Genomic DNA, 24,769 nt, shown 5'->3' on the forward strand with positions numbered 1-24,769 from the left:
AGAATCGCGGTCAGTTACCCGGCTGGCCGGGCAGGCCCGCGCCGAGACCGCCGACATCGGTGATGGTCCAGCCACTGGCCTTGTCGAGGGTGATCGTGTAACTGGCGGTGACGGTCACGCCGTCCGGCGTCTGGCGGCTCTTGGAGTCCATGTCGACGAAAACGCGGACCACGTACTGGTTTCCGTTCGAGCTGGCGACGGTCGCGGCGAGCTTCTCCGCCGTGGACACGTACTGCATCTGGGTGAGCAGCGGTGCGACGACGTCCACCGCGGTGCCCATCTTCTCCTTGAGCTGTTGCGTCACACCGGTCTCGAGCGCCTTACGCCACGCGTCGATGTCCTGGTAGTCGACCTTCGACACGTTGAGCGCATAGTCGCCGGCGACCTTCTCGGCCTCGGTCTCGGTCGCGATCTTCGCGTTGACCGCGGCCAGTTCATCGGCGGAACCGTCGGTGGCCCAAAGGATTCCGAAGACCGCCGCCAGTACGACGGCGACCGCGGCCACTGCCGACACCGCGATCAGCGGGACACGCGCAGCCGGGGCGGCGCCGGACTTGCTGCCCGACTTGTTTTTCCCGCCCTTCTTCTTGCCGTTCTTGGCAGACGCGTTCTTGTCCTTACCGGACTTGTCCTTGGCGCCCTTGTCCTTCTTGGGCTTCACCGGCCCGTCGGCCCCGGCCTCGACCGGCTGCGCCTCGTCGAGTGCGACCGCCGACGATGCCGTTTCTGCGGACGTGTCCTCGGCGTGGTCGGCCCCTGCGGTCGGGTCGTCGTGGGTGCTCATCGGTACTCCTTGTACTGCTTGGGGTTGTAGATCATGATCCCGGCGCGGTCAGGGTGACACGCAGCCGGTCGCCGGGAAGGGAATGAATGGCGTGGTCGAGAAGGTCGGCGAGGTCGATCATGCCGACCAGCGGTCCGGTCGCCTTGGAGATGGGGCGAAGGATGCCACCGAGCGCGAGGAGGTCGGGCGACAGTTTCTCCAGCACCTCGACCAGCTGCTTCTGCTCGTCGCGCCAGGACCCCATCACCTCGCTGCCGCGCAGCTTCCGCGACGCGAAGAACAGGTACTCGTAGGACACGCCGAGGGACTCGCCGAACGCATCGAGCTGAGGCGGAGCAGCCATCATCGCCGGCTTCAGTTCGTCTGTCTTGGAGAGGATCTCGGTCATGTGATCGGTCAGCGCATCGAGATGCCCCTGCCGCGCCGTCAGCGTCATCAATAGGAGGTCGGCACCGCGACGCACCGCCGGGGTGACCGCGGACTCCACTCCGGTGACCGATTGCGAGAGCGTGTCGAGCAGGCTCGTCACCCGCTCGGGTTCGACTTGTTCGAGCATCGCCGAGGTGTCACCGAGGAGCTGCGCCACCGACGTCGGCACCTCGACAGTCTGCGTCAGGTGCGCGCCGTCCTCCAGCCACGGTCCACTGTCCGTGTTGGGCATGAAGGCGAAGACGGGCTCACCCAGCGACGACAGCTGCTCGATCTTCAGGTCCGTCGCGACCGGAACCCGTTGGTCGGCAGCGTAGGTCAGCGCAACACGTACCCCGCCGGTCCGTCCGGTGACCTCGTCGACCGTGCCGATGTTCACGCCGCGGTACACCACGTCGGAACCACTCTTCAGTCCGGACGAGTCGGTCAGGTCGACGGTGATGCTCGTGCGCTTCTCGATCGGATCGACGGCCAGCACCCCGATGAGGAGGTATCCGACGCCGAGGACCGTCGTCATGATCAGGGCGCCCGCCGAGAGCCATCCGGGGATTCGACTCATCGGACCGCCCCCACCATCTTCAACAGCAGGAAGGCGTTCGCGCTCACATCCTGCTCGGCCATGCTGACCTGCTTCACGTTGACGTTGGGCCCCAACAGGAACGGAACCAGTTTGTTCTTCGTGAACGACGTCACGGTGGCCGCATTGCCGTTCAGCTGATGCGGGCTCGCCGAGGGTTCCCGGATGAGCGGGGCGATCAGTTCGAGATTCTCCCGGACGTGAGGCAACCGCGGGATCAGCCATTCGAGACCGGTCGTCAGGGTGTTCACGTCGATCACCACGTTGAGAACCGCGCTCATGAACTGCGGGACGCGCTCCAGCCGGGTGCGGGCATGATCGGAGAAGATGAATCCCAGGTCGTCGCGCATCGCATCCAGTCGACTGCTCAGCTCGTCGGCCGCCTCGATGCTCCGTCCGAGAGAGTCCAGGTTGTCTGCCGACTCACGTACTGCCGCAGAACCGAATTCGGACAGACCACGCAGCTCCGCGACATCCGAGGGCAGGGTCTTGTTCAGCTCGGCGATGGCGTCCTGGAGACGGGTGACGCTCCCGGCGTTGACGAAGTCGGCCATGCGCGCCAGCACGTCCTCGATCTGCGGACCCGGATCGGTGTCGTCGAGGGCGACCACGTCACCGTCACCGAGGAGCTCCGGCCCCATCTCGACCGGCGGGATGAGAGCGATGTAGATGTCGCCGAGCATCGACGTCTGCCGCAGCTCGGCGCGCGTACCGCGCGGCAGCTCGACATCCTCGCTGACGTCGATGTGCGCGACCGCAGCCTCGTCGGTGAGCGTGATCGACCTCATCGAACCGACCTTCGCGCCGTTGCTTCGTACCTCGGCACCGGCGGGAAGACTCAGCAGCGAACTGAACTCGAGGTGGAGCCGGTAGGTCGGACCGCCCACACCGGTTCCCGGCATGACGTAGTTGCTGGGGTTGAACGAGCAACCGGCACAGACGATCACCGCGGCGAGGAGAACGCCGACCCATGAGGTCAGGCGACGACGCGACGAGGCGAAGCCGTGGGTCATCGGTGGCCTCCCAGGTCGTTCAGCAACAACTGCGGCAACGGGACGGTGATCGTCTTCGACGTCACCTCGCACCGGCTACCGGGGATCTTCTTGAGCGCTGCACACAACGCTCCCGCGTCGGCGCTCTTCACCGCGGCCTTGGGTGCGCGGTAGTCGACGCCGACACCACGCCCCGGACTTTCGATCATGCGGTGGAGCATCGTGAGGATTCCCGGGATCTTCCCGAGGATCTCCGGCGATTCCTCCGCCTGGGTACGCACCATGCTGACGATCGGCACCGACGCGTTGAGCACATCCATGATCAACGGGAAGTTCTCGTTGAAGAGCCGATCCAGCGGATCCAGTGCATCGGCGAGCTTCTCGACGATGGTCTTCACCAGACCCAGCATGTACTCGATCAGTGCCAGGCCGGGACCCAGCGTCTTGATGGTGGTGGACACGTTGTCCCAGTCGGCATCGACGAACTCGGTGAGCTCCGCGCTGTTCTCGATCAGGGTGCCGAACTCCCTCATGAAGGTGTCCGGGGACTCCATCAGGTTGCCGAGTTCACGCAGCTGCCGGTTGATCGTCGGTCCGAGTCCGCCCATCTCACGGTCGGCGCCCTCGAGCAGCGCCTGGAGTGGGAGGCGGCCCGACTCGTCGGCCGTGGTGATGTCCTTGAAGAACCGGGAGAGAACGAGTTCAACGCGTCCGGCACGCTGGTGGGCTCGGCGGTACGTGACTCCGGGATGCAGGTGCCGTCGAATTCGGTTCCGCCATCGGGGACTTCGGTGTTGACGAGCTCGACGCGACGATCGGTGAGGATCGAGGAGTTCACGATCGCCGCACCGACGTCACGGCCGAGGGTACGGTCGTCGATCGTCATGTCGACCTGCACCTGCGTGCCGCGCGGGGTCACCGATTCGACGGTTCCGATCTGGATACCGCGAATGGTCACTGCCGCACCCGGGTACAGACCGAATGAATTCTGGAAGGCCGCGCAGATGCCGTTGTCCGAACCGCTGTCGGTGCGGGTGAAGGCGACACTGCAGACGGCGACGACGGTGACGACGATCGTGAAGACGGCCAGCGTGCGACGTCTGGCCGGCGAGATCTTCTGCGGCTGTTGCGGTGTGGTCATCAGCAGATCCGTCCGGGAACGGGCAGGCAGACGTCGGGGAGTTCGGTGGTGAGGCCGCTCTGGTCGACGAGGGCCTTGCCCTCCGGACCGGCGAGCTCGCCGAGGCTGAGCAGCGTGGCGCGCAACTGGTCGACGACCTGTGTGGACCAGTCCTCCATCTCCTTGCTCAGGTTCCTGGCCTCGACCACCGGCCCGAGCAGCGGCTCGATCTTCTGCTGGTAGGGACCCGAGAGGAAGTCGAAGACGACGCCGACGAGGACCGAGGTCGAGTCCGCGAAGATCTTGGTCTCGGTCGCCGACGCCATCGTCGACGGCCCGAGGACCGCATACGCCCGGATCACTTCGGTGATCAGCGCCTTGTTGTCGAGCACCGCGCCCACGTATTCGTTGGACAGCGACAGCAGGTCGGTGATCTGGTTCTTCTGCTCCGCGAACAGTTCGATGATGCGCTGCATGTTGGTCACCGTGCTGCGCACCGATCCGGGTGCGCCGGCGAGGGCATCCGACGACGCGGACATCGCATCTCGTAGTGCCCTGGTGTCGATCTCGTCGGTCACCTCGACCGCGCTCTTGACGAGGTCGTTGACGAGGAACGGCACCGCCGCCCGCGACTGTGGGATCGGTTCACGCAGTGGGTTGGTACCCGAGGGCATCATCGCGAGGTACAGACCGCCGACCGGGGTCAGCATCCGCACGCTCACCGACGTCGTATCCCCCACGAAGACATCGTTCTTCACGGTGAACTCGACGTCGACGTGGTCGTCTTCGAGAGTGAGCCCGAGGACCTTGCCGACCGGGATGCCGGCCACGCGAACGGTGTCACCCGCGCGGAGGTTACCCGACTCGCTGAGCTGCAGATGGAAGGTCTGGTTGCCCGGTGGCTTGAGGTACAGGATGCCCGTCGTCGCGATGACGATCGCGACGACGGCGATACTGATGGCCGCCCACCACATCTGGGATCTGCTCGACGCATATTCCGAGCCGATCAGGGTCTTGCTCCTGGTGTCGCTCATCGGTCCCCCTTGCACACCGTGAGGGCTCGGCCGTTCATGAGCACCGTCGCGGCAACGGGCATCGAGAAGGTCCCGTTGCTGCACGACGACGCCGGATTCGCCTTCGGGATGAGCTGATTCAGCCCCTCGAGCACGCCCGGCAACATCGACAGCGACTTCACCGCCGCGGTGGTGTCCGGGATGACCTCGGAGATCTTCTGCGTCACATCATCGGTGGTGCCGGTCGCCCCGAGGCCCATCAGCGAGAGGGCATCGGTGACCCGCAGGATCTCGGAGAGTTCGATCGAGCCCTTGCCCATCAGGGACAGGAACTCCTCCATACGGGTGGCGATGGGGATGAAGATCGAGTGGAAGACCTTGAGGATCGCGGCGAGATTCTCGGAGCGGCCGTTGATCTCCTTCGAGATCCGTTCCAGGTTCCCGACGATCGTCTCCATCACCGCGGTCCGGTCACTGGCGTAGGAGGTGAGCAGCGAGACGTCCTTGAGCACCGGCGTCATGTCGCTGCTCCCACCGTCGATGAGTGCGACCAGGTTGGTCGCGAGACGGTTGTAGACCTCGGGATCGGCCGCGCTGAGCAGCGGGCGCAGGCCGTTGAACACCGTGGTGATGTCGAAGGAGTCCGCGGTGTTGGTGACGAGTGCGCCGTCGGCTACCGCCGGCGCGGCCTCCTCGCCCCGGATGAGCTCGATGTAGCGCTGCCCGGTCAGGTTCTGGAATCGGATGGACAGCTTGTCCGAGGTACGCAGTCGGTGTTCGTCCTGGATGTGGAAGGAGACCTCCGCACGGGCGTCGTCGGTCAGGTCGATCCCGGTCACCTTGCCGGTCTGGACACCGCGCAGACGGACGTCGGCGTTCTGGGTCAGACCGAAGACGTCGCCGAACGTGGCACGGTAGTCCACGGTCTGGCCGGCCACGGGACGCTGGATGGCCTGCACGATCAGGGTGATGATGAGCGCGGCGGCAACACCGAGGATGGCGAGCCGGATGGCGGCTTGGCGTGGACTCTTCACCGCTGTTCCCTCTCCGTCGGTGCTTCCGTGGTCTTCGCCAGTGCGGCCAGGGGTTGTCCGAATGCCGGGAATCCCTGCAGGAGGATCTCGGTGTCGAGGTCGACGCGGTCGCCACGACGATGCAGTGCCCCGTCGGCGCCGTCGAGCAGGCGCTCGACCTTGGCCGGCGTGATGCCTTGCAGCCCTTGGTTGAGCGGGACGATCAGGTCGAGCATCACGTCCATGAGACCGGCCATCGGGGCGAGCGCGCCCACGAGACGCCCGGCGAACGAGAAGACCAGGTTCGAGACCTCGACGATCGTGCCGTTGGCCAGTTCGACCTGAGCCGGATCGTCGAGATCCTCGACCGAGGCCAGCGAGTTCAGGATGCCGATGGCCGACGGGGTGAACACCGCGGCTCCCTCGGAGGCATTGGCGATCTTGGGCAGCAACTCACCCATCGACAGGTTCATCTTGCGCTGCATGGTCCGCAGCATCACCAATCCGGATGCCATCAGCGGCGCCGACGCGGCGGTGAGCTCGGCACCGGCGTCGAGTGAGGTCGCGAGGTCACGATTGACGACGTCGATCATCAGTCGTCCCGAGTCCCGCATGATCGTCGTGATGGTGTCGTCGGACGCCCCGTTGCCGAGATCGAGAACTTCCGCGGGACGCAACGGGTCACCGGATCCGGTGGGAACCAGTTCGACTGCCGTCGAACCGAACACGGTGCCCGAGATGAACCGGACGTCGAGCTCGTCGGACAGTTCGCCGAACCGCTCGTCATCGACCGAGAGGGTGATCAGCTGACGACCCGGCCCGTGCGGACGATGGTCGACGACCTCGCCGACCGTGAGACCGTGCAGCCGGACGGGTGTCGCTTCTCCCACACCGTCGCCGAGGTCGGAGACCACCAGGGCGAATCGCACGCCGTCGGCGGGAGCCGGCGTGACCTTCTGCCACACCACGACCGCGAGGACCGCAACAAGCGCGAGGACGACGAGACCACGGATGCGGTATCCGCGGATGCTGGGTTCACGATGCGAGCTCATGCTCCTCACCCCGCGAAATCGATTGACGATTCGAGACCCCACATCAGCAGGGTGAGGACCATGTCGCAGACGGTGATCGCGACAAGACTGGCGCGGATCGCCCGGCTCGATGCCACGCCGACGCCCTCGGGCCCGCCGGACGCGTAGAAGCCCTGGTACGCGTGTACGAGGGTGACCACCACGACGAACACCGCGACCTTGATCAGTGAGTACACGAGGTCGACGGGCTGCACGAACATGTCGAAGTAGTGCTGATAGGCGCCGGTCGCCTGGCCTTGGACCGCGGTGACCGTGAGTTTCGTGGTCGCGAAGCCGAGCGCGAGCGCGATCAGGTAGGCGGGGATCACGGTCAGCACCGAGGCGATCACGCGCGTCGACACCACATACGGCACCGGATCGATCGCCTGTGCCTCGAGGGCGTCGATCTCCTCGGAGATCCGCATCGCGCCGACCTCGGCGGTGATCCGGCACCCGGCCTGTGCGGCGAATCCGACCGCCGCGATCAGGGGCGCGAACTCACGGGGGTTGGCCAGCGCCGACATGGCCCCGGCGAGCGGACCGACACCGAGCATGTCGAGAACCTCGAAGCCGATGATGCCGATCATCGCGCCGGAGACGACGCCCATGAGCGCGAGCACCGGTGCCACACCGCCACCGACGATGACCGCGCGTCCGTTGCCCCAGGCGAGGCCGGTGAAGATCTCGGTGGTCTGACGACGGTGTTTGGCCAGCGCATGCCCGACACCGCGCAGCGCCATCCACACGAAATGGAACTGGCGTCCCAGAGCGTCGACCGGTTCCCACGCGCGCTCGATCGAGCGCGTCCAGCCGAACCCGCGACGCCGGTACACGGCGGGTTCGTTGATCTCGGTGCTCAGCGACTATCAGTCACCTCGACCCAACACTTCTTCGCGGCATCACTTGTACTACCCGTCAGAGGAATCGAATGGGAACGAACATCATGGTCAGCTGGGTCAGCGCGAGGTTGATGACGACGCAGGCCAGGATGCCCAGCACGACTGCGGCATTCACGCTGTCGGCGACACCCTTGGGCCCGCCCTTCGCCTCCAGCCCGCGGTGGCAGGCGATGGCCGCCACGACGAAACCGAAGACCACCGCCTTGCCGAGGCAGATCAGCAGGTCAGTGATCGACGCGAAGCTGCCGAACGACAACCGGTACGAGCCGGGTGCGACGCCCTGACCCAGGGCGGCAACGGCAAAGCTGGAGAGAATGCTCATCAAGATCACGAGCACCGAGAGCGCCGGCGCCACCACCGACATCGCCACGAGGCGTGGTGCGACGAGACGCTGGTGAGGGTCGATGCCCATGGTGCGCAGGGCGTCGATCTCGTCGCGAATCGTCCTGGCGCCCAGGTCCGAGGCGATGGCGGAACCGCCGGCTCCGCCGACGAGCAGTGCCGTGGCCAGCGGCGCGATCTGCTGCATGACCCCCATACCGCCGACGGCGCCGGCCATCGAATTGGCGCCGACGTTGGACGCGACGCTGCCGATCTGGACCGCGATCACGACCCCCATCGGGATGGAGATGAGGATCGCCGGCCAGAGTGAGACCGACACGAAGAACCAGCCCTGAACGAGACTCTCGCGCAGGGGGAATCGGCCGGTCACGATCTCGGCAACGGCAATCGCCGACGACCGCGTCGTCATCCGGATCAGTCGGCCGAACGTGCGGACCGATCCGAGCACATAGGTGACGGGACCCGAACGCGCGACCCCGATGCTCGCAGTGCTCACGACACCCCCGTCAACTGCGCTCCGACACTCCCCCCGGCCACGAAATGTGACCGAACGCACGAAGCATAGGGAGCCGGGATCCTGCCGGGCAAGCCTGATAAGTCACGTGCCACAAGATTCGGGCCCCGAAACTGACCGTCGAGTAGATAGGACCGCGCACACGTTCGAACCGCCTTGGCCGCACGGTTTTTCAGCGGCCGCAGCACCTGGCCTGCGGGTTCACTCCGACCCCAGACTCTCGCCGCCGTCCAAATCCGACATCACGCGTAGTCACATCGAACCCTCGACTGTGTTCTCGGTCTCATTTCCCGACGGCGGCCCGTTCGGCTCACCTCGGCAGGTCCCGGGAGTGCCGTCGTGCGGTCCGGCGACGCGACATGGGGCATCGAATGCGAGCTCGGCGAAACCGCCACGCGAACCTGCGACACTCCCCTAACGTCACGACCTACCCCCATCCCCACCCCCATCCATAGGAGACTCACCCATGTCCGAAGTGATCGTCGTCGCCACCATCTCGCCCAAGGCCGGCGAGGAGCAGGCCGTCCGCGATGCTGTTCTGGCCGCCATCCCCCAGGTGCACGGCGAACCCGGCTGCGGGAAGTACGCACTGCACGAGGCGACGGGCGACTCGACCGATCTCGTGATGATCGAACGCTGGGAGTCGTTCGAGGCACTGTCGACGCACGGCAGCGCACCGGCGCTGACCGAACTCGGCAAGAAGATCGGCCCGCTGCTGGCCGGCCCGCTCGACGTGAAGACGTTCAGCGCCGTTCCCGCTGGTGACGCGGACAAGGGCGCCATCTGACACCCTGACGCGACAACGCCCTCGCCCGAATCCACTCGGGCGAGGGCGCCTGAACCTCTCGAATCCCCGGCGCCTTGTTGATTCAGCGGACAGGCACGTGCTAGACCGGTATAACGATCGTTAGATAAAGTGACCGGCGCCATGCGGTGCTCGGTCACGTCCGCGACACCACATGCTCGAGAGGAAACCTTCATGCCCGAAGCCGTCATCGTCGACGTAGTCCGCCTCGCATCCGGAAAGGGCAAGCCCGGTGGCGCCCTGTCGGAGACCAAGCCGGTCGAACTGCTCGCCCACGTGCTGCGCTCGCTCGTCGAGCGCAACGACATCGACCCGGCCATCGTCGACGACGTGATCGGCGGCTGCGTCGGCCAGGCGGGCGAGCAGGCGCTCAACATCTCGCGTACCGCACTGCTGTCGGCCGGTTTCCCGGAGTCCGTCCCGGCGACCACCGTCGACCGCCAGTGCGGATCGAGCCAGCAGGCCGCCCACTTCGCCGCACAGGGCATCATCGCCGGCGCCTACGACGTCGTCATCGCCGCCGGCGTCGAGTCGATGAGCCGCGTGCCCATGGGCTTCTCCACCGCCGGCCGCAGCCCGTACGGTCCGAGCATCGAGGCCCGTTACCCGGAAGGCCTTGTCAACCAGGGTATTTCGGCCGAACTGGTGGCCGCGAAGTGGAAGTTCGACCGCGAGGCACTCGACACCTTCGCCGCGCAGTCCCACCAGCGCGCCGCTGCCGCCGCTGCCGATGGCTTCTTCGATCGCGAGATCCTGCCCATCGACGTGGTCAACGCCGCGGGTGAGACGTTCACGCACAAGGTCGACGAGACCGTGCGCGCCTCCACCACCGCCGAGGGACTGACCGGGCTCAAGTCGTCGTTCTACAACGAGGATCTGGCCAAGCGGTTCCCGGAGATCAACTGGCACATCACCCCGGGCAACTCCTCGCCGCTCACCGACGGCGCATCCGGTGCCCTCATCATGAGCGACACGATGGCGTCGAAGCTGGGCCTGACCCCGCGCGCCCGTTTCCACTCGTTCTCGGTCGCCGGCGACGACCCGATCTTCATGCTGACCGCACCCATCCCGGCCACCCACAAGATCCTCCAGCGTTCGGGGCTGTCCATCGAGGACATCGACGCCTACGAGGTCAACGAGGCGTTCGCGTCGGTCCCGATGGCCTGGGCCCAGGAGTTCGGCGCCGATCCCGCCAAGCTGAACCCGCGCGGCGGTGCCATCGCCCTGGGTCACGCACTCGGTTCGTCGGGCACCCGCCTGCTGGGCACCCTGGTCAACCACCTGGAGGCAACCGGCGGCCGCTACGGCCTGCAGACCATGTGCGAAGGCGCCGGCATGGCCAACGCCACCATCATCGAACGTGTCTGAGGCAGCCAAAACCGCTGCTGCCAAACGGTTCACGATCGACACCGAGGGACACGACTGGCGGCGGCGCGAACCCGTGCCGCTGCCGTCGACCCTCGTCGCGGCGAAGCACGCGTTCTACGAGCGCGGGTTTCACGGGACCTCGATCCGCGACATCGCCTCGCGGGCCGGGGTCTCCCTGCCGACGCTCTACTACCACCACGACAACAAACTCGGCATCCTCGTGGAGTTGCTCGAAGCGGCGATGACCTCGGTCCTCGCCTGGGTCGGAGCAGCCATCGAGGAGGGACGTACGCCGAGCGAGAAGCTGTCGAACGCGATCGAGTCCATCGTCCTGCACATGACCAGCGACCTCGAGCTGGCCAGTGTCGCAAGCGAGTTCCGTCATCTCGACCCGGAGGACCCGCGCCGCGAGCCCTACATCGCGATGCGGACCGAGACCGAGACCATGCTCGCCGACGTCATCCAGGCGGGCCTGGAATCGGGCGAGTTCCGGTTCGACCAGGACGTCAAGGACGTCCTGCGCTACCTGTTCGGCGCCTGCCAGGCGGTGACCACCTGGTACCGCCCGTCCGGTGCGCGGACACCCGCCGAGGTCGCGGCGTCCTACGCCCTGATCGCGCTGCGGGTCGTCGGCGCGCAGGGCACGAACGACGACTGACACATCCATCGCAGACTCACGAAAGGGAGAAAAGCCATGAAACGCACCATCTTCGAAGCCGAACACGAGGCCCTGCGGGAAACCGCGCGTCAGTTCCTGATCCGCGAGTGCCTCCCCTACAACGACGAATGGACCAAGGCCGGTCAGGTCGACCGTGAGATCTTCAAGAAGGCCGGCGACGCAGGCCTCCTGGGCTTCAACATCCCGGAGGAGTACGGCGGCGGTGGCGCGATGGACGACTTCCGCTTCAATGCGGTCGTCGTCGAGGAGTTCGCCAAGTTCGACGGCGCAGCTCCCGGCCTCAGCCTCCAGAACGACGTCGTCGCACCGTACTTCGTCCACCTGGCCAACGACGAGCAGAAGAAGCGCTGGATGCCGGGTATCGCCACCGGTGAGACGATTCTCGCCGTCGCGATGACCGAGCCGGGCGCCGGTTCCGACCTCGCCGGCATCAAGACCTCGGCGAAGCTGGACGGCGACCACTACGTCCTCAACGGCAACAAGACCTTCATCTCGTCGGGCATCAACTCCGACCTCGTGGTCGTGGTGTGCCGCACCAACCCGGACCCCGAGGCCGGCCACGAGGCGTTCTCGCTCCTCGTCGTCGAGCGCGGCATGGAAGGCTTCGAGCGCGGTCGCAAGCTCGACAAGATGGGCCTCAAGGCGCAGGACACCGCCGAGCTGCACTTCAACAACGTGCGCGTCCCGGTCGAGAACCTACTCGGCCAGGAAGGCATGGGCTTCTACCACCTCATGCAGAACCTGCCCTCCGAGCGTCTGTCGATCGGCATCGGTGCGATCGCCGGCGCCCGCGCCATCTTCGACGAGACCCTGCAGTACACCAAGGACCGCAAGGCATTCGGCCGTCCCATCGGCACCTTCCAGGCGAACCGCTTCACGCTCGCCGAGATGGCCACCGAGCTGGACATCGCCGAGGTCTACATCGACCGCTGCCTGCAGGGCGTGCTCGACGGTGAGCTGAACGCCGTCGACGCCTCCAAGAACAAGTGGTGGTGCACCGAGCTCGCCAAGCGCGTCATCGACAGCTGCCTCCAGCTGCACGGCGGCTACGGCTACATGAACGAGTACCGCGTGGCCCGCGCCTACACCGATGCCCGCATCCAGACGATCTTCGGTGGCACCACCGAGATCATGAAGGACATCGTCGGCAAGAGCCTGGGCGTCTGACCCCGAGAGCACGGACGAAGGCCGGTGGCTCACGCGAGAAGCGTGGGCCACCGGCCTTTGTCGATCACTGACCGTGTTCGGCGCCCGCGGCCATCAGAAGTTCGACGACCTGCGCGACCGCGGTTCGGGCGCGCGGCCGCACCAAGGCCTCGTACACCCGTGCCGCCCGAACTCCCTTGAGTTCCAGCCGCTTCACGCCCGGGTGACGAACCGCGAACCGCGGCATCAACGCGATCCCATGACCTCCGGCGACGAGCGCCTCGATGGTGGTGAAGTCCAGCATGCGTTGCGTCACCCGGGGCGCGACACCGGTCACCGCCGAGATCGACTGCAGCACATCGTCGACCGGGAAACCCTCGACGCTGATCCAATCGTGTTCGGCGAGCTCGGACACCGCCACCTCGTCGGCCTCGGCGAGCGGACTGTCGACGGGGACGATGACGTCGACCGGTTCACGCATCAGCTCGGCGACCCGCACCCGAGACCGGTTGACGGCGGGTGCCCGTTCGTCCCGGTGGGTCACGACGATGTCGAAGTCCGCAAGAGCCGGAGCTGCACCCGGGTATCCGACGTCGAGGTGAAAGGCGTGCACCTCGATCCCGGACTCGGTGGCGCGATCGAGGACGGTCGGCAACAGCAGCGTCGAGCCCGACGGGAACATCGCCAGCCGCACGCGAGCCCGGCCCGACCGATACGACGCCATCTCTTCCTGGGCCCGCTCGACGGCGGCGATCACCTCGTCGGCCCGCAGCACCAGCGCGCGGCCCGCCTCGGTCAGCCGGATGCGCCGCCCGTCGGGTTCGAACAGCGGCACGCCGGCCTCGTCGGCGAGGACCTTGAGTTGCTGCGAGACCGCCGACGGCGTCATGTGCATCGCGTCGGCGACCGCACCGATCGACTCACGATCGGCAAACTCACGCAGCAACCGCAGCCGGCGGACCTCCATGCGCCAAAGGTACCGATACTCGACCGAACCACCCTGTGGAATGTCTCCACCACCGAAACGGTTGTTGTGACCATGGCATCACAAGACGTAACCATCGAAACCTTCGAAGACACCATCTCCAAGGACGGCATCGTCCTGCTCGACTTCTGGGCGAGCTGGTGTGGACCGTGCCGCATGTTCGCCCCGGTCTTCGAGAAGGCGTCGGAAGCCCATTCCGACATCTTCTTCGGCAAGATCGACACCGAGGCACAGCAGCAGCTCGCCGGAAGCCTTGGCATTCAATCGATTCCGACGCTGATGGCGTTCCGCGACGGCATCCTCGTGTTCAACCAGCCGGGCGCGCTGCCCGCTGCACAGCTCGAGGAACTGATCGGCGCGGTCGAGGCGCTCGACATGGACGACGTCCGGGCGAAGGTCGCAGCCGCTCAGAAGTGACGGGCTGAGCTCGACCCCCGGATGGATTGTTCAGTAGATCTGAACAATCCATCCGTTTGAATTCGATTGTCCTTCATCACCACGCCTCGGACGATGGTGTGCATGTCCACTCGTGACCGGTTGCTCGCCCTCGGCGTCGTGTTCTTGTGGGGACTGAATTTCGTCGCGATCCACCTCAGTCTCGAGCACTTTCCGCCGTTCTTCCTGGCTGCGCTGCGTTTCGCGGTCATGGCGATCCCGGTCGCCCTGTTCGTCCGGTTCCCGAAGGTCCGCCTCAAGTGGTTCCTGGTCTACGTGGCGGGCTTCGGAACCGTGCAGTTCATGTTCCTGTTCCTGGCGATGACCCTGGGTATGCCGGCCGGGCTCGCCTCGCTGGTGCTGCAGACATCGGCGCCCTTCACGGTGATCCTGGGGGTGCTGTTCCTGCGTGAGCGGATGACGTTCGCCCAGGTCGTGGGCCTTCTGGTCGCCGTCGGCGGCATGGGCCTGATCGCCGTCGACCGCGCCACCGGCAGCGATATCGGTGTGGCCGCCCTCCTCCCCATCGGTCTCACCATCCTGGGTGGCCTCAGCTGGGCGATCGGCAACATCGGCGGGCGCCTGGCCCAGCCCGACGACTCGTTCCGCATGACACTGTGGATGGCCGTCGTCGCGACCCCGCCGCTGTACCTGGCGAGCCTGATCATCGAAGGCCCGGCCGCGGGCTTCGACTCACTGATGGCGATCGGCACCGAGACAGGGCTACGTGCGCTCGGCGGACTCGTCTACCTGGCCGTCTTCGGCACCCTCGTCGGCGCCGGCCTGTGGACCATGCTCCTGAGCCGCAACGACGCCAGCAGGGTGTCGCCGATGTCGCTGCTCGTGCCCGTCGTCGGCATCAGCGCATCCTTCGCCTTCCTCGGCGAGGTTCCGACGGTCGGCGAGATCGTCGGAGCGGTGATCGTCGTCAGCGGTTGCGCGGTCGGCGTGATGGCGCGCCCGCGGTCGCGCAGGCGTCACCGAGCACCAGCCGTGGCCACGGTCACGCGCACTGCATCGGAAGGCGATGCCGACCACGCGTGCGTCGGGGCGATCGCGCCCGGACGTCAGCCGGCGATCGACTGCTGATCCGCCGGCGGAGCCCCGTCGAGTGCTCGCCGGACCTCCGCACACATCCGGTCCACCGCCGCGCGGGCGCCCGGGCTGATCAGGGTCATGTTGACGAACCCGTGGATCATCGAACCCTCCCGCCGCAGCGTGACGGGGACCCCTGCTTCCTCGAGCCGTTTCGCGTAGGCGAGGCCCTCGTCGCGCAACGGGTCGAAGCCGGCGACGATGACAAGTGCCGGCGGCAGTCCGCCGAGGTCGTCGGCGAGCAGTGGCGAACAGCGCGGGTCGCTGCGCTGTTCGAGGTCGGGGACGTAGTGGTCGTTGAACCACTCGATACCGTCCGTGGTCAGGAAGAACCCGGTCGCGAACTCACGTCGCGACGGGGTCTGCGCGGAGAGATCGGTGACGGGGTAGATGAGCAGCTGGAAGACCGGCGTCACCGGTTCGTCCCGGACCAGCCGGGCCACCACGGTGGCCAGGTTCCCGCCCGCACTGTCACCGGCGACGACGATGCGCCGCGGATCGAGCCCCCACCGGGGAGCAACGTCGACGGCGAAGTGCCAGGCCGCCACCGCGTCCTCCACCCCACCGGGAAACGGATGCTCCGGCGCGAGCCGGTACTCGACCGACAGGACGTCGAGTCCCGTGCCGTGGGCGAGACGGCGCACGAAGGTGTCGTGGCTGATGCGGCTGCCGGTGACGAATCCGCCGCCGTGGAAGTAGACGAGCAGCCCGCCCGACTCGGTCGACGACCGGTACCGCGTGGCCGGGATCGGACCGGCGGGACCGTCGATGACGAGGTCTTCCTCCACCGCCATGGGCGGCAGGTTCTCGGCCATCGACGCACCACTCTCGTCGGTCGCCGAACGCGACCGGGCGACCTCACCCTGGAACGGATCCAAGCCGGGAACGTGTTGATTCGCCCAGCCGATCGCGGCGAGCTCGGGCGCAACCCGCTCGCCATCGGAGTTGACCGACGCCCGCCGCCCGAGCGCCGACAGTGCGGCGCCGGGAATCCTCCCCGCGGCCAGCAGCACGCCACGCTGGATTCGTGCGGGCAGGGACAAACGCAGATAAGTGTCGCGGCTCACAGTCGCAGAGCCTACTTGCTGGTCGCCGGTCGGCACGAGCAACCCGAAGATCGACCCTGTGGAACACTCGTGACCATGCCCGACCGTCCATCGTCCGCCGGATCCGTATCTCCCCGGAGCAACCGCGTGCCCGCCCGCACCTCGGTCGCGCTGGTCGCGGCTGCGGCCGCCCGCTGGGCATCGCGTACCGCGGGACGCGGCAAGGGTTCGATGATCGGCGGACTCGTCGCCGCCAAGATCGATCCCGACATCATGCGTCGTCTCGCGGCCGGCAAGCACACCGCGATCATCACCGGCACCAACGGCAAGTCGACGACCACGCGGATGACCGCCGCGGCGATGGCCGAACTCGGCGAGGTCGCCACTCAGGCCGACGGCGCCAACATGGACGCCGGCATCATCGCCACCCTCACGCTCAGCCGCACCGCGCCGCTGTGTGCACTCGAGGTCGACGAACTCCACGTGCCCCACGTCAGCGATGCGGTGGACCCCGAGGTGCTGGTCCTGCTGAACCTGTCGCGCGACCAGCTCGACCGGGTCGGCGAGATCAACATGATCGAACGACGACTCCGCGAGGGCATCGCCCGCCATCCCTCGACCACGGTCATCGCCAACTGCGACGACGTGCTGGTGACCTCCGCTGCCTTCGACGCCCCCGACGTGGTGTGGGTGGCCGCCGGCGCCGGCTGGGTCGGCGACTCGGTGAGCTGTCCCCGCACCGGCGAACCGATCGTGCGGTCCGGGGAGGGCTGGCAGTCGACCGGCGACGAGAACTTCCGTCGGCCCGCGCCCGACTGGTGGTTCGACGACGAGAACATCTACGGGCCCGACGGTTTCTCCGCTCCCCTGACCCTCGCCGTCCCCGGCCGGGCCAATCGTGGCAACGCGACGCAGGCGGTGGCAGCCGCCGTCGCGATGGGAGCCGACCCGGGCAAGGCCGCCGCCGCGGTCGGAACCGTCGGCGAGGTCGCCGGGCGCTACGGCATCCACCAGATCGGAAACCATTCCGTCCGAACACTTCTCGCGAAGAACCCGGCGGGCTGGCAGGAGGCCTTGTCGATGATCGACCAGGACGCCGACGGCCTGGTGATCGCGGTGAACGGCCAGGTTCCCGACGGCGAGGATCTCTCCTGGCTGTGGGACGTGCGGTTCGAGGCGTTCGAGACGATGCAGGTGGTGGCCGCCGGCGAGCGGGCCGCCGACCTGTCGGTGCGTCTGCTCTACGCGGGCGCCGAGCACACCACGATCCCCGATCCGATGGCCGCGATCGCCTCGTGCCCACCGGGGCGGGTCGAAGTGCTCGCCAACTACACCGCGTTCCGCGATCTGGGGATCGCCATGGAACGGGCGGAACGTGCACGGAGGGCCGAACAGTGAGCGAGTCGACGCTGCGCATCGGGCTGATCCTGCCCGATGTCATGGGCACCTACGGCGACAGCGGCAACGCCCTCGTCCTCAAGCGCCGCGCGATCATGCGCGGCATCGACGCCGAAGTCGTGCACATCACGCTCGACGACCCGGTTCCCGATTCACTGGACGTCTACACCCTCGGTGGCGCCGAGGATTACGCCCAGCGCCTCGCGACCCGGCACCTGTCCCGCTATCCCGGCCTGCAGCAGGCCGCCGCGGCGGGCCGCCCGGTCCTGGCGATCTGTGCCGCCATCCAGGTGCTCGGCCACTGGTACGAGACCTCGGCGGGCGAACGGGTCGACGGCATCTCGCTGTTCGACCTGACGACGACGCCGCAGGCGAAGCGCAGCATCGGCGAGCTGATCACCGAACCGACTCTGGCCGCGCTCACCCAGCCGCTCACCGGTTTCGAGAACCACCGCGGCGGAAGCGCATTGGGCTCAGACGCCGCACCTCTCGGTCGCGTCAGACACGGCGTCGGCAACGGGGTCGGCGACGGCACCGAGGGCGTCGTACAGGGCAGCGTGATCGGCACCTACATGCACGGTCCGGCACTGGCCCGCAACCCGGAGCTCGCCGATTACCTCCTCGCCACCGCGATGGGCGTCGAATCGCTTGCGCCGCTGGACCTTCCCGAGGTAGCCCGGTTGCGCAAGGAACGGCTCGCGGCCGGGCGCCGGCGGTAGGACAACAAGCTCACTGCCCCAGAGCGATCCCCGCCGACTTCGCCGCCCGCTGCAACACCTCGACGAGCATGTCGACGGTCAGCCGCCCGGTGAAGGTGTTGTGCTGGCTCACGTGATAGCACCCGAACACCTCGAGAGTCGCGTCGCCGCGGGTCAGGATCGTCGACGCCCCGTGCCCGAACTTCGGTGTCGGACGTGGCACCGTCCAGCCGAGCGCACCGAATGTGCGCAGCGCCGACTGCCAACCGAAAACCCCGAGCGTGATCACCGAACGCACTGTCGGAGCGAGCAGTTCGAGCTCGCCGTGCAACCAGTACGAACACCGGTCCCGTTCCTCTACGGTCGGTTTGTTCTGCGGCGGAGCGCAATGCACGGGTGCGGTGATCCGCGTACCGAACAGCTCCAGCCCGTCATCCATCGCCACCGAATGCGGTTGATTCACCAGGCCGGCGAGATACATGGCGGAGAACAGGAAATCGCCGCTCTGGTCGCCGGTGAACATCCGGCCGGTGCGGTTGCCGCCGTGTGCGGCAGGTGCAAGACCGACGATCAGCAACCGCGCGTCGGCCGGTCCGAGGCCGGGCACCGGACGCCCCCAGTACTCCTGGTCGGCGAACGCGCGACGCTTCTCCCGCGCCACCTGTTCACGCCACTCGACGAGCCGCGGGCATGCGCGACAGTCGATCAGGTGCGCATCGAGCTCCGCGAGATCGCGGAACCGCCGTCGAGTGTCCATATCCGACAGTAACCGCGAGCCGCGACCGGCCGGTCAGTCCAGTAGGACGCACCGTTCGCGGGTGCGGTCGACGGCGAACCAGCCTCGTTCGAACTCCTGCCACTGTCGCAGGTGTGCCCGCGACTCCTCGCCGTCCCGCGCGACGGCCCGCTCCAGACGCTCCGCCTCGGTTCCACCGTCGAGCCACAGGGCACGTGTCAACCGGCCGGCGATGCGACGCCGCGCCGACGAGACGCCTTCGATGATCAGTAGTGGCTGCCATTCGATCCACACATGCGGGCCCGGCGTCGCACGGCCGTCGCGCCAGACCCGAGGACGGTAGCGGTAGTCGCGGCGTCGGACGAAGGAATGCAGGACATCGGCCTCCAGCTCGGGCCACCACGCGACCGGGTCGTCCCAGGTCGCGAAGTCGTCGGTGCGCACCAGCGTCACGCCGACCCGCGGTCTCGCAACCGGGCGACCAGCAGATCCGCGACCGTCGACTTCCCCGCGCCCGACGGCCCGTCGATCGCGACGATCCCCGAGTCGAGCCCCGCAGCGAGCTCGGCGATTCGCGCGCCGACCTCGGGCGCGACGCGGTCGGGTGCCGTCACCAAGCCGTCGCGCCCACGGTCAGGCTCGGCGGGAACCGGGTCAGCGAGGCCGTGATCGGCGCCTCCGGAACCCGGGTCACCGCCGTCCGTCCGGTCCTCAGGTATTCGGCGATCGCGGCGTCGAGTGGCCGGTTCCCGCGGCCGAGCTGGGCGTGGTCGCCTCCGCCGACGGTGATCAGGTGGCTGCCCATCCGGCGTTGCATGACCAGACTTCCGCGGTACGGCGTCTGCGGGTCCCCGACGCTCTGGATCTGCAACGGCCGTACGGCGAGTCCCCGATCCCTGATCTGGATCGGACGGGCGACCGGGGCTGCTCCGGCACAGGCCATCCCCGAGCGGTAGACGAGTCCCGGCGCCTCGAACGGGTCGGCGGTGACGTAGCCGGTGATGAACGCCGAAAGGCTCATCGACGGATCCGCGGGCACCTGGTTCTCGTTGCACAGGACGGCCGCCTGCATGTCCTGTGAGACCGTCGCCGCTTCGAGGACCGCGGGCGAGGGCTTGGCGAACGTCCCGGGGGCGCCGGCCGTCAACATCGCGATGACCGGCCAGAAGTTCCGATCGGGCGCAAACGCCCGCGTCAGGACCAGAAGTCCCGAATTCGCTTGCACCGAACCAGGTGTCAGCAGCGTCGCGACGAAGTTCTCGAACCGAGCGCGCACATCGGCGGTCAGGTCGGTACCGGCGATGTACTGTTCGGCGACGGCGCGGAGCCCCGGCGGAACGTCCCCGACCTGCGCCGGCGGTGCGACCAGCGACGGCGGGACACCCGCCTCGGCGCTGACGCGGTTGCTCCACTTCCGGTACACGGCGAGCGGAGTGGTTCCCAGATGGTAGACGTGATCGTGGCGGGCGATCCACGCCATCATGGCGTGGACACGGGCCTTGTAGCCGGGGGTCTGTACATCGAGCAGGCCGTTCCACACCACGCCCGGATCGAATCCGGAATCGAGGACCATGCGGTCCACCCGCTGGGGGAACAGCGTCGCGTAGGTCGCGAAGAGCAATGTCCCGTACGAGACCCCGTACAGACTGATCTTGGTCTCGCCCAGCCGGCGCCGAACCACCTCGATGTCACGCGCGGTGTTCTCCGTCGTCAGGGTCGCTCCCAGACCGGGCGTCCGCCGCGCACACCGTTCGCGATTGAGTTTTCCTACAGCGGTGAGGATTTCGGGTTCCGCGCCGGTGATCGGAGCACACTTCAGTGGCGTGCCCGACACCAGGCCGCGCGGTTGCACGGCGACGAGATCCCATTGGTCGCGCACCTCGGCCGGCGGATGCAACTGGCTGAACATCGCGATCCCGTCGCCGCCGGGGCCTCCCGGATTGCCCATCAGGACCCCGCGGCGTTGCGCCGGATCGCGGGCGGGGACGCGACTCACCAGGAGCTCGATCGTGGGCCCGTTCGGCTCGGCGTGATCCAACGGAACCTCGACCGCGGCACACCGGACGCTCGACGGAACACCGTGAACGGCGGGACACGAGGACCATTCCAGCTCGGGTACCGCAGCCCCGGCGGAGGGCACGGCCCGTGCCGTGTCCAGCAGGCCGATGGCGGCGATCGCGGCCATCCCCGCCGCGATCACCCGGATTCGTTGACGCCCCCGCTTCAGCGATATCACCTCCCGACCTTAGCCGGGGTCGCGCAACACGCCCCGCGTGCGGTCCTCAGGCCAGAATCCGGCGACCGGACAGCGCACGGCCGAGCGTCAGTTCGTCGGCGAACTCGAGATCGCCGCCCATCGGCAGACCCGACGCCAGCCGTGTCACCGACAGTCCAGGGAAGTCTTTGAGCATGCGCTGCAGGTAGGTGGCGGTCGCCTCGCCCTCGGTGTTGGGGTCGGTCGCGACGATCACCTCGCTGACGTCGACCCCGTCCTCCTGATTGGCGAGCCGCCGGAGCAGCTCACGAATGCGCAGCTGGTCGGGCCCGATCCCGGACAACGGGTCGAGCGCACCGCCGAGCACGTGGTAGCGACCGGTGAACTCCTTGGTCCGCTCGATCGCGTGGACGTCCTTGGGTTCTTCGACGACACAGATCTTGGTGGCGTCACGTCGTGAATCCGAGCAGATCCGGCACAGCCGATTCGCCGAGACGTTGCCGCATTCGGCGCAGAAGACGACGTCGTCGCGGACGCGTCCGAGTGCGGCGATCAGTCGGTCGATGTCGGACTTCTCCCCGGCGAGCAGGTGGAATGCGATCCGCTGCGCACCTTTCGGACCGAGCCCCGGCTGTTTGGCCAGTTCGTCGATCAGATCCTGGATCGGTCCTTCATACATCGCGTGCCCGGGTTCTCTGGTGTCGTGGAAAGGATCGCGCGGCGGGCGCGATCAGCCGCCGAGCCCGGGGATGCCGCCGCCGAGGCCGCCGGCCAGCGGACCCATCTTCTCGCTGGTGAGCTGCTCACGCTTCTGCGACAGGTCGGCGAGCGCGCCCAGCAGCAGATCCTGCAGGGTCTCCACATCGTCGGGGTCGACGACCTTGGGGTCGATGGACACCGCGGTCACCTCGCCGGTGCCGTTGCCGGTCACGGTGACCAGGCCGTTGCCCGCGCTTCCGACGATCTCCGCCGCGGCGATCTCGTTCTGTGCGGACAGGAGCTTCTCCTGCATCTGCTGCGCCTGGGCCAGCAGTCCCGCCATCGGGTTCTCGCCGCCCTGGCCGCCGCCGAACAATGCGCTGGGATCGAATGGTTGCGTCACGCCGTCCAGGGTAGCCCCCGGGTCAGCGCAACAATCGATCGACATGCGCGGCGATGTCGTCGACGGTCACCTCGTCGACCGGGTTGATCTCGAAGGACAGCACCTCGTCCCCGAACAGTCGGCTTGCCCGGCGGGTCAGCGCGAACTCGAAGCGGTCCTCGACGCGCCGCCACTCGACGATGCCGCCGTAGATAGGCGCACTCGCACCGGTGGTGACGCAATACTCGTCGGCCCGCGGCCCACCGGTGAGATCGCGCTGGATCTGGAAACACGCCAGCGACTCGTCGTCGATGAAGACAACGGCTTCACATCCCAGGTCGGGGTGTCGTTCATACGACGCTCGAATCGTCACGGTGGCCAGGGTAGATGCTCACGTGCACCCATAGCCATCCACCGAAAAGCGCCCCCGAGATGCGCCCTCTGGAAGTCCGGCACGGACGATATCGGGCTGTTGCGTAATTGGATGGGTCCGGTCCGGCCTGTCGTGGGTGGTTGGCGGCGGGTTCCGGCGATGATGTGTTGGTGGCCAAGGGTTATCGTCCGGTGCAGCGTGATCAACAGTTTCTGATGCCGCCGAGTATGCGGGAATGGCTGGCGGCTGATGATCCGGTGTGGCTGGTCATCGATACGGTCGCCTCGTTGGATACCTCGGCGGTGCAGGCGGTGCGCAAGACCGGCGGCGCCGGTCGCGCCGCCTATCACCCAGACATGTTGTTGACCCTGTTGATCTGGGGTTGGGCACAAGGTCAACGGTCCTCACGGCAGCTGGAACGGTTATGCCACCGCGACGTCGCCTACCGCATTATTTGCGCTGGTGACGTCCCTGATCACGTGACGATCTCCCGGTTCCGCGCCGACTGCGCACCCGCGATCGAGAACTTGTTCGTTCAAGTGTTGATGCTGTGCTCGCGGGTCGGGATGGGCCAGTTGGGAGTCGTTGCCCTTGACGGCGTCAAGATCGCCTCCAACGCGTCACTGAGCGCCAATCGGACCGAGCAAGGATTGCGCGCAGCGTTGGCCGCCGAGGCTGCTCGTGCCGCGGCCGAACACGAAGCGGCCGATGTCGCCGAGGATGATGCCCATGGTGATGACCGCGGCGATCAGCTTCCCCGGGAGCTCCACGATCCAGGGTCGCGTCACGCCCGGATCACTGAAGCGTTGGCTGACCTGGCTGTCCACAATGAGCAACTCAACGACGCCGAGTCGGCGGCCGCCCAGCGCAAGAACGACCGTGAACAGGCTGGTGAGAAGGCCCAGAAGGCCCGCGAGGAGACGGTACAGCGGGCGCGGGAACGACGGGCCTCTGGCGGGCCCGCCACGGGTAAGGGATCGTTGCCGGTCGAGATCGAGGTCGAGGTGTTGACCGAGTCGTTGGCGCGAGCGATCGCCGTTCACCAGGACAAGATCGACCGCTATCGGCCCGGGCAGCGGGGCCGTAAACCCGGACCGGTCGAGACGAACTACTACGTGCTGCGCGCCCAACGAGCACTCCAGCGGGCACTGGACCGTCAACAGCAGCGCCACGCCAAATCCGCGCCTGACTCAACTCCCACCCCGCCTGCCACCACGACTGCGGCAACGACGTCACGGGCGCCACGGCGCAACATCACCGACCCGCAATCGCGGATGATGCCGTTGCGTGGCGGTGGTTGGCTCCAAGGGTTCAACTGTCAGGCTGTGACCAGCGACGACGGGCTGATCATCGCCACCGGTGTGGGCAACAGTCCCGCCGATGCCCCCACCTTCACCACGATGCTCGACAAAGCCGTCACTGCCGCAACACTCATCGACACCCATCGACCCCACCCGCCGGCGACGACCGGCATCGGGGTGGTCTTGGCCGATGCCGGATATCTATCCGAACACAACCTCACCACCCCCGGACCCGACCGGCTCATCGCGACCGGCAAAAGCCGAGCAGTTTCAGAAGCCGCGCAACACACTCCGACCCACGGGCCACCGCCACCAGACGCCTCGCCGATCGAAGCGATGGCCCACCGGTTGGCCACACCAGAAGGGCATGCGCTTTACCGTCAACGCGCCCACATCGCTGAAACTCCGTTCGGCCACGCCAAACACAACCTCGGATTCCGCCGCTTCACCAGCCGCGGACTCGATAGAGCAGCAGCGGAATTCAGCTTCCACGCCCTCGTCCACAACCTGTTCAAAGCCATCGGAAACCCCGCCCTCACCTGACACACCGCCCGGCCAGCCACTGGCCAACCCGACCCGAACCCGACCCCCACACCAATTACGCAACAGCCCGATATGTCGCCGGCGTCCTGCTGGAGGGCGCATGTCGGGGGCG

Annotated in this window: 26 protein-coding genes and 1 pseudogene; 9 read left to right on the forward strand and 18 right to left on the reverse strand. The window is 67.1% G+C overall.

Annotated elements, in window-relative coordinates; translation table 11 throughout:
- Positions 1-10 precede the first annotated feature (10 nt).
- Genes IHQ52_RS02460 through IHQ52_RS02505 form a run of 10 tightly spaced genes read right to left on the reverse strand, consistent with a single transcriptional unit; the run spans position 11 to position 8,735 of the window.
- Entirely contained in the window at positions 11-784 is a 774-nt protein-coding gene (locus IHQ52_RS02460) for a hypothetical protein (RefSeq protein WP_238064051.1), read from the reverse strand.
- 31 nt (positions 785-815) lie between these two features.
- Positions 816-1,772 carry an MlaD family protein gene (locus IHQ52_RS02465; protein WP_238064052.1) on the reverse strand — a complete coding sequence of 319 codons (957 nt, stop codon included), beginning with the start codon at positions 1,770-1,772 and terminating at the stop codon, positions 816-818.
- A complete protein-coding gene (locus IHQ52_RS02470; RefSeq protein WP_006435138.1) occupies positions 1,769-2,803 on the reverse strand; it encodes an MlaD family protein in 1,035 nt (344 codons plus the stop codon). Before IHQ52_RS02470 ends, IHQ52_RS02465 begins: the two co-directional genes overlap by 4 nt.
- Positions 2,800-3,390, reverse strand: a complete 591-nt coding sequence (locus tag IHQ52_RS02475) for a hypothetical protein (RefSeq protein ID WP_006435139.1) — start codon at positions 3,388-3,390, stop codon at positions 2,800-2,802. The genes IHQ52_RS02470 and IHQ52_RS02475 overlap by 4 nt, the downstream gene beginning before the upstream one ends.
- A complete protein-coding gene (locus tag IHQ52_RS02480; RefSeq protein WP_006435140.1) occupies positions 3,336-3,923 on the reverse strand; it encodes an MlaD family protein in 588 nt (195 codons plus the stop codon). Before IHQ52_RS02480 ends, IHQ52_RS02475 begins: the two co-directional genes overlap by 55 nt.
- A complete protein-coding gene (locus IHQ52_RS02485) occupies positions 3,923-4,936 on the reverse strand; it encodes an MlaD family protein (protein WP_006435141.1) in 1,014 nt (337 codons plus the stop codon). Before IHQ52_RS02485 ends, IHQ52_RS02480 begins: the two co-directional genes overlap by 1 nt.
- On the reverse strand, positions 4,933-5,949 hold the full coding sequence (locus IHQ52_RS02490) for an MlaD family protein (protein ID WP_096272859.1): 1,017 nt from the start codon (positions 5,947-5,949) through the stop codon (positions 4,933-4,935). The genes IHQ52_RS02485 and IHQ52_RS02490 overlap by 4 nt, the downstream gene beginning before the upstream one ends.
- Complete coding sequence (locus tag IHQ52_RS02495; RefSeq protein ID WP_096272857.1) at positions 5,946-6,980, reverse strand: MlaD family protein; 1,035 nt, start codon at positions 6,978-6,980, stop codon at positions 5,946-5,948. The genes IHQ52_RS02490 and IHQ52_RS02495 overlap by 4 nt, the downstream gene beginning before the upstream one ends.
- 5 nt (positions 6,981-6,985) lie before the next feature.
- Positions 6,986-7,858, reverse strand: a complete 873-nt coding sequence (locus tag IHQ52_RS02500) for an ABC transporter permease (RefSeq protein WP_096272855.1) — start codon at positions 7,856-7,858, stop codon at positions 6,986-6,988.
- A gap of 55 nt (positions 7,859-7,913) precedes the next feature.
- Positions 7,914-8,735 carry an MlaE family ABC transporter permease gene (locus IHQ52_RS02505; protein WP_198362486.1) on the reverse strand — a complete coding sequence of 274 codons (822 nt, stop codon included), beginning with the start codon at positions 8,733-8,735 and terminating at the stop codon, positions 7,914-7,916.
- A 484-nt stretch (positions 8,736-9,219) separates the two neighbouring features.
- Here IHQ52_RS02505 and IHQ52_RS02510 point away from each other — a divergent pair, with 484 nt between their 5' ends.
- The 4 genes from IHQ52_RS02510 to IHQ52_RS02525 all read left to right on the forward strand — a co-directional run bounded on the left by IHQ52_RS02510 (position 9,220) and on the right by IHQ52_RS02525 (position 12,772).
- Positions 9,220-9,540 carry a putative quinol monooxygenase gene (locus tag IHQ52_RS02510; protein ID WP_006435146.1) on the forward strand — a complete coding sequence of 107 codons (321 nt, stop codon included), beginning with the start codon at positions 9,220-9,222 and terminating at the stop codon, positions 9,538-9,540.
- A 192-nt stretch (positions 9,541-9,732) separates the two neighbouring features.
- Positions 9,733-10,926, forward strand: coding sequence for a thiolase family protein (locus IHQ52_RS02515; protein ID WP_159405423.1), 1,194 nt, complete (start codon positions 9,733-9,735; stop codon positions 10,924-10,926).
- Positions 10,919-11,584 carry a TetR/AcrR family transcriptional regulator gene (locus IHQ52_RS02520; RefSeq protein ID WP_006435148.1) on the forward strand — a complete coding sequence of 222 codons (666 nt, stop codon included), beginning with the start codon at positions 10,919-10,921 and terminating at the stop codon, positions 11,582-11,584. The genes IHQ52_RS02515 and IHQ52_RS02520 overlap by 8 nt, the downstream gene beginning before the upstream one ends.
- Positions 11,585-11,620: 36 nt before the next feature.
- Positions 11,621-12,772: an acyl-CoA dehydrogenase family protein gene (locus IHQ52_RS02525; RefSeq protein ID WP_238064053.1), complete on the forward strand. Its 1,152-nt coding sequence runs from the start codon at positions 11,621-11,623 to the stop codon at positions 12,770-12,772.
- A gap of 64 nt (positions 12,773-12,836) precedes the next feature.
- Here the strand turns inward: IHQ52_RS02525 and IHQ52_RS02530 are convergent, their stop codons facing one another.
- Positions 12,837-13,718 carry a LysR family transcriptional regulator gene (locus IHQ52_RS02530; protein WP_238064054.1) on the reverse strand — a complete coding sequence of 294 codons (882 nt, stop codon included), beginning with the start codon at positions 13,716-13,718 and terminating at the stop codon, positions 12,837-12,839.
- Positions 13,719-13,790: 72 nt separating this feature from the next.
- Here IHQ52_RS02530 and trxA point away from each other — a divergent pair, with 72 nt between their 5' ends.
- Complete coding sequence (trxA, locus tag IHQ52_RS02535) at positions 13,791-14,153, forward strand: thioredoxin (protein WP_159405425.1); 363 nt, start codon at positions 13,791-13,793, stop codon at positions 14,151-14,153.
- Between the two features lie 102 nt (positions 14,154-14,255).
- Complete coding sequence (locus IHQ52_RS02540; protein WP_236577665.1) at positions 14,256-15,260, forward strand: EamA family transporter; 1,005 nt, start codon at positions 14,256-14,258, stop codon at positions 15,258-15,260.
- Here the strand turns inward: IHQ52_RS02540 and IHQ52_RS02545 are convergent.
- Positions 15,239-16,333, reverse strand: a complete 1,095-nt coding sequence (locus IHQ52_RS02545) for an alpha/beta hydrolase (protein WP_238064055.1) — start codon at positions 16,331-16,333, stop codon at positions 15,239-15,241. The two genes, IHQ52_RS02540 and IHQ52_RS02545, sit on opposite strands and share 22 nt — an antisense overlap.
- A gap of 75 nt (positions 16,334-16,408) precedes the next feature.
- On the opposite strand from IHQ52_RS02545, the gene IHQ52_RS02550 reads away from it, so the two are divergent.
- Both IHQ52_RS02550 and IHQ52_RS02555 read left to right on the forward strand, forming a co-directional pair.
- Positions 16,409-17,710, forward strand: coding sequence for a MurT ligase domain-containing protein (locus tag IHQ52_RS02550; protein WP_238064056.1), 1,302 nt, complete (start codon positions 16,409-16,411; stop codon positions 17,708-17,710).
- Positions 17,707-18,429: a type 1 glutamine amidotransferase gene (locus IHQ52_RS02555; RefSeq protein WP_238064057.1), complete on the forward strand. Its 723-nt coding sequence runs from the start codon at positions 17,707-17,709 to the stop codon at positions 18,427-18,429. Before IHQ52_RS02550 ends, IHQ52_RS02555 begins: the two co-directional genes overlap by 4 nt.
- 10 nt (positions 18,430-18,439) lie before the next feature.
- Here the strand turns inward: IHQ52_RS02555 and IHQ52_RS02560 are convergent, their stop codons facing one another.
- The 6 genes and pseudogenes from IHQ52_RS02560 to IHQ52_RS02585 all read right to left on the reverse strand — a co-directional run bounded on the left by IHQ52_RS02560 (position 18,440) and on the right by IHQ52_RS02585 (position 22,813).
- Positions 18,440-19,165, reverse strand: a complete 726-nt coding sequence (locus IHQ52_RS02560) for a uracil-DNA glycosylase (RefSeq protein ID WP_238064058.1) — start codon at positions 19,163-19,165, stop codon at positions 18,440-18,442.
- A gap of 33 nt (positions 19,166-19,198) precedes the next feature.
- Positions 19,199-19,758 (reverse strand): annotated as a pseudogene (locus IHQ52_RS02565) (uridine kinase family protein).
- Positions 19,755-21,329: an alpha/beta fold hydrolase gene (locus tag IHQ52_RS02570; RefSeq protein WP_238064261.1), complete on the reverse strand. Its 1,575-nt coding sequence runs from the start codon at positions 21,327-21,329 to the stop codon at positions 19,755-19,757. Before IHQ52_RS02570 ends, IHQ52_RS02565 begins: the two are co-directional and overlap by 4 nt.
- 97 nt (positions 21,330-21,426) lie before the next feature.
- Positions 21,427-22,038 (reverse strand): recombination mediator RecR, encoded by a 612-nt coding sequence (gene recR, locus IHQ52_RS02575; protein WP_006435159.1) that lies wholly within the window; start codon positions 22,036-22,038, stop codon positions 21,427-21,429.
- Positions 22,039-22,089: 51 nt separating this feature from the next.
- Positions 22,090-22,506, reverse strand: coding sequence for a YbaB/EbfC family nucleoid-associated protein (locus IHQ52_RS02580; protein WP_238064059.1), 417 nt, complete (start codon positions 22,504-22,506; stop codon positions 22,090-22,092).
- On the reverse strand, positions 22,484-22,813 hold the full coding sequence (locus tag IHQ52_RS02585) for a hypothetical protein (protein ID WP_238064060.1): 330 nt from the start codon (positions 22,811-22,813) through the stop codon (positions 22,484-22,486). Before IHQ52_RS02585 ends, IHQ52_RS02580 begins: the two co-directional genes overlap by 23 nt.
- Before the next feature lie 170 nt (positions 22,814-22,983).
- Between IHQ52_RS02585 and IHQ52_RS02590 the strand changes: the two genes are divergently transcribed.
- Complete coding sequence (locus IHQ52_RS02590; protein WP_006356846.1) at positions 22,984-24,657, forward strand: transposase; 1,674 nt, start codon at positions 22,984-22,986, stop codon at positions 24,655-24,657.
- The last annotated feature ends 112 nt before the right edge of the window (positions 24,658-24,769 follow it).

The organism is Gordonia amicalis (genome assembly GCF_022059885.1).
Lineage (GTDB): Bacteria > Actinomycetota > Actinomycetes > Mycobacteriales > Mycobacteriaceae > Gordonia > Gordonia amicalis.

Excerpts from the sequence above, each read along its gene's own strand:
- IHQ52_RS02580 (WP_238064059.1), bottom strand. The coding sequence starts at position 22,506 with ATGTCGATCGATTGTTGCGCTGACCCGGGGGCTACCCTGGACGGCGTG.
- IHQ52_RS02470 (WP_006435138.1), bottom strand. The coding sequence starts at position 2,803 with ATGACCCACGGCTTCGCCTCGTCGCGTCGTCGCCTGACCTCATGGGTC.
- IHQ52_RS02495 (WP_096272857.1), bottom strand. The coding sequence starts at position 6,980 with ATGAGCTCGCATCGTGAACCCAGCATCCGCGGATACCGCATCCGTGGT.
- IHQ52_RS02525 (WP_238064053.1), top strand. The coding sequence starts at position 11,621 with ATGAAACGCACCATCTTCGAAGCCGAACACGAGGCCCTGCGGGAAACC.
- trxA (WP_159405425.1), top strand. The coding sequence starts at position 13,791 with ATGGCATCACAAGACGTAACCATCGAAACCTTCGAAGACACCATCTCC.
- IHQ52_RS02485 (WP_006435141.1), bottom strand. The coding sequence starts at position 4,936 with ATGAGCGACACCAGGAGCAAGACCCTGATCGGCTCGGAATATGCGTCG.
- IHQ52_RS02475 (WP_006435139.1), bottom strand. The coding sequence starts at position 3,390 with ATGGGCGGACTCGGACCGACGATCAACCGGCAGCTGCGTGAACTCGGC.
- IHQ52_RS02530 (WP_238064054.1), bottom strand. The coding sequence starts at position 13,718 with ATGGAGGTCCGCCGGCTGCGGTTGCTGCGTGAGTTTGCCGATCGTGAG.
- IHQ52_RS02540 (WP_236577665.1), top strand. The coding sequence starts at position 14,256 with ATGTCCACTCGTGACCGGTTGCTCGCCCTCGGCGTCGTGTTCTTGTGG.
- IHQ52_RS02465 (WP_238064052.1), bottom strand. The coding sequence starts at position 1,772 with ATGAGTCGAATCCCCGGATGGCTCTCGGCGGGCGCCCTGATCATGACG.
- IHQ52_RS02560 (WP_238064058.1), bottom strand. The coding sequence starts at position 19,165 with ATGGACACTCGACGGCGGTTCCGCGATCTCGCGGAGCTCGATGCGCAC.
- IHQ52_RS02460 (WP_238064051.1), bottom strand. The coding sequence starts at position 784 with ATGAGCACCCACGACGACCCGACCGCAGGGGCCGACCACGCCGAGGAC.
- IHQ52_RS02510 (WP_006435146.1), top strand. The coding sequence starts at position 9,220 with ATGTCCGAAGTGATCGTCGTCGCCACCATCTCGCCCAAGGCCGGCGAG.
- IHQ52_RS02550 (WP_238064056.1), top strand. The coding sequence starts at position 16,409 with ATGCCCGACCGTCCATCGTCCGCCGGATCCGTATCTCCCCGGAGCAAC.
- IHQ52_RS02570 (WP_238064261.1), bottom strand. The coding sequence starts at position 21,329 with ATGGCCGCGATCGCCGCCATCGGCCTGCTGGACACGGCACGGGCCGTG.
- IHQ52_RS02515 (WP_159405423.1), top strand. The coding sequence starts at position 9,733 with ATGCCCGAAGCCGTCATCGTCGACGTAGTCCGCCTCGCATCCGGAAAG.
- recR (WP_006435159.1), bottom strand. The coding sequence starts at position 22,038 with ATGTATGAAGGACCGATCCAGGATCTGATCGACGAACTGGCCAAACAG.
- IHQ52_RS02480 (WP_006435140.1), bottom strand. The coding sequence starts at position 3,923 with ATGACCACACCGCAACAGCCGCAGAAGATCTCGCCGGCCAGACGTCGC.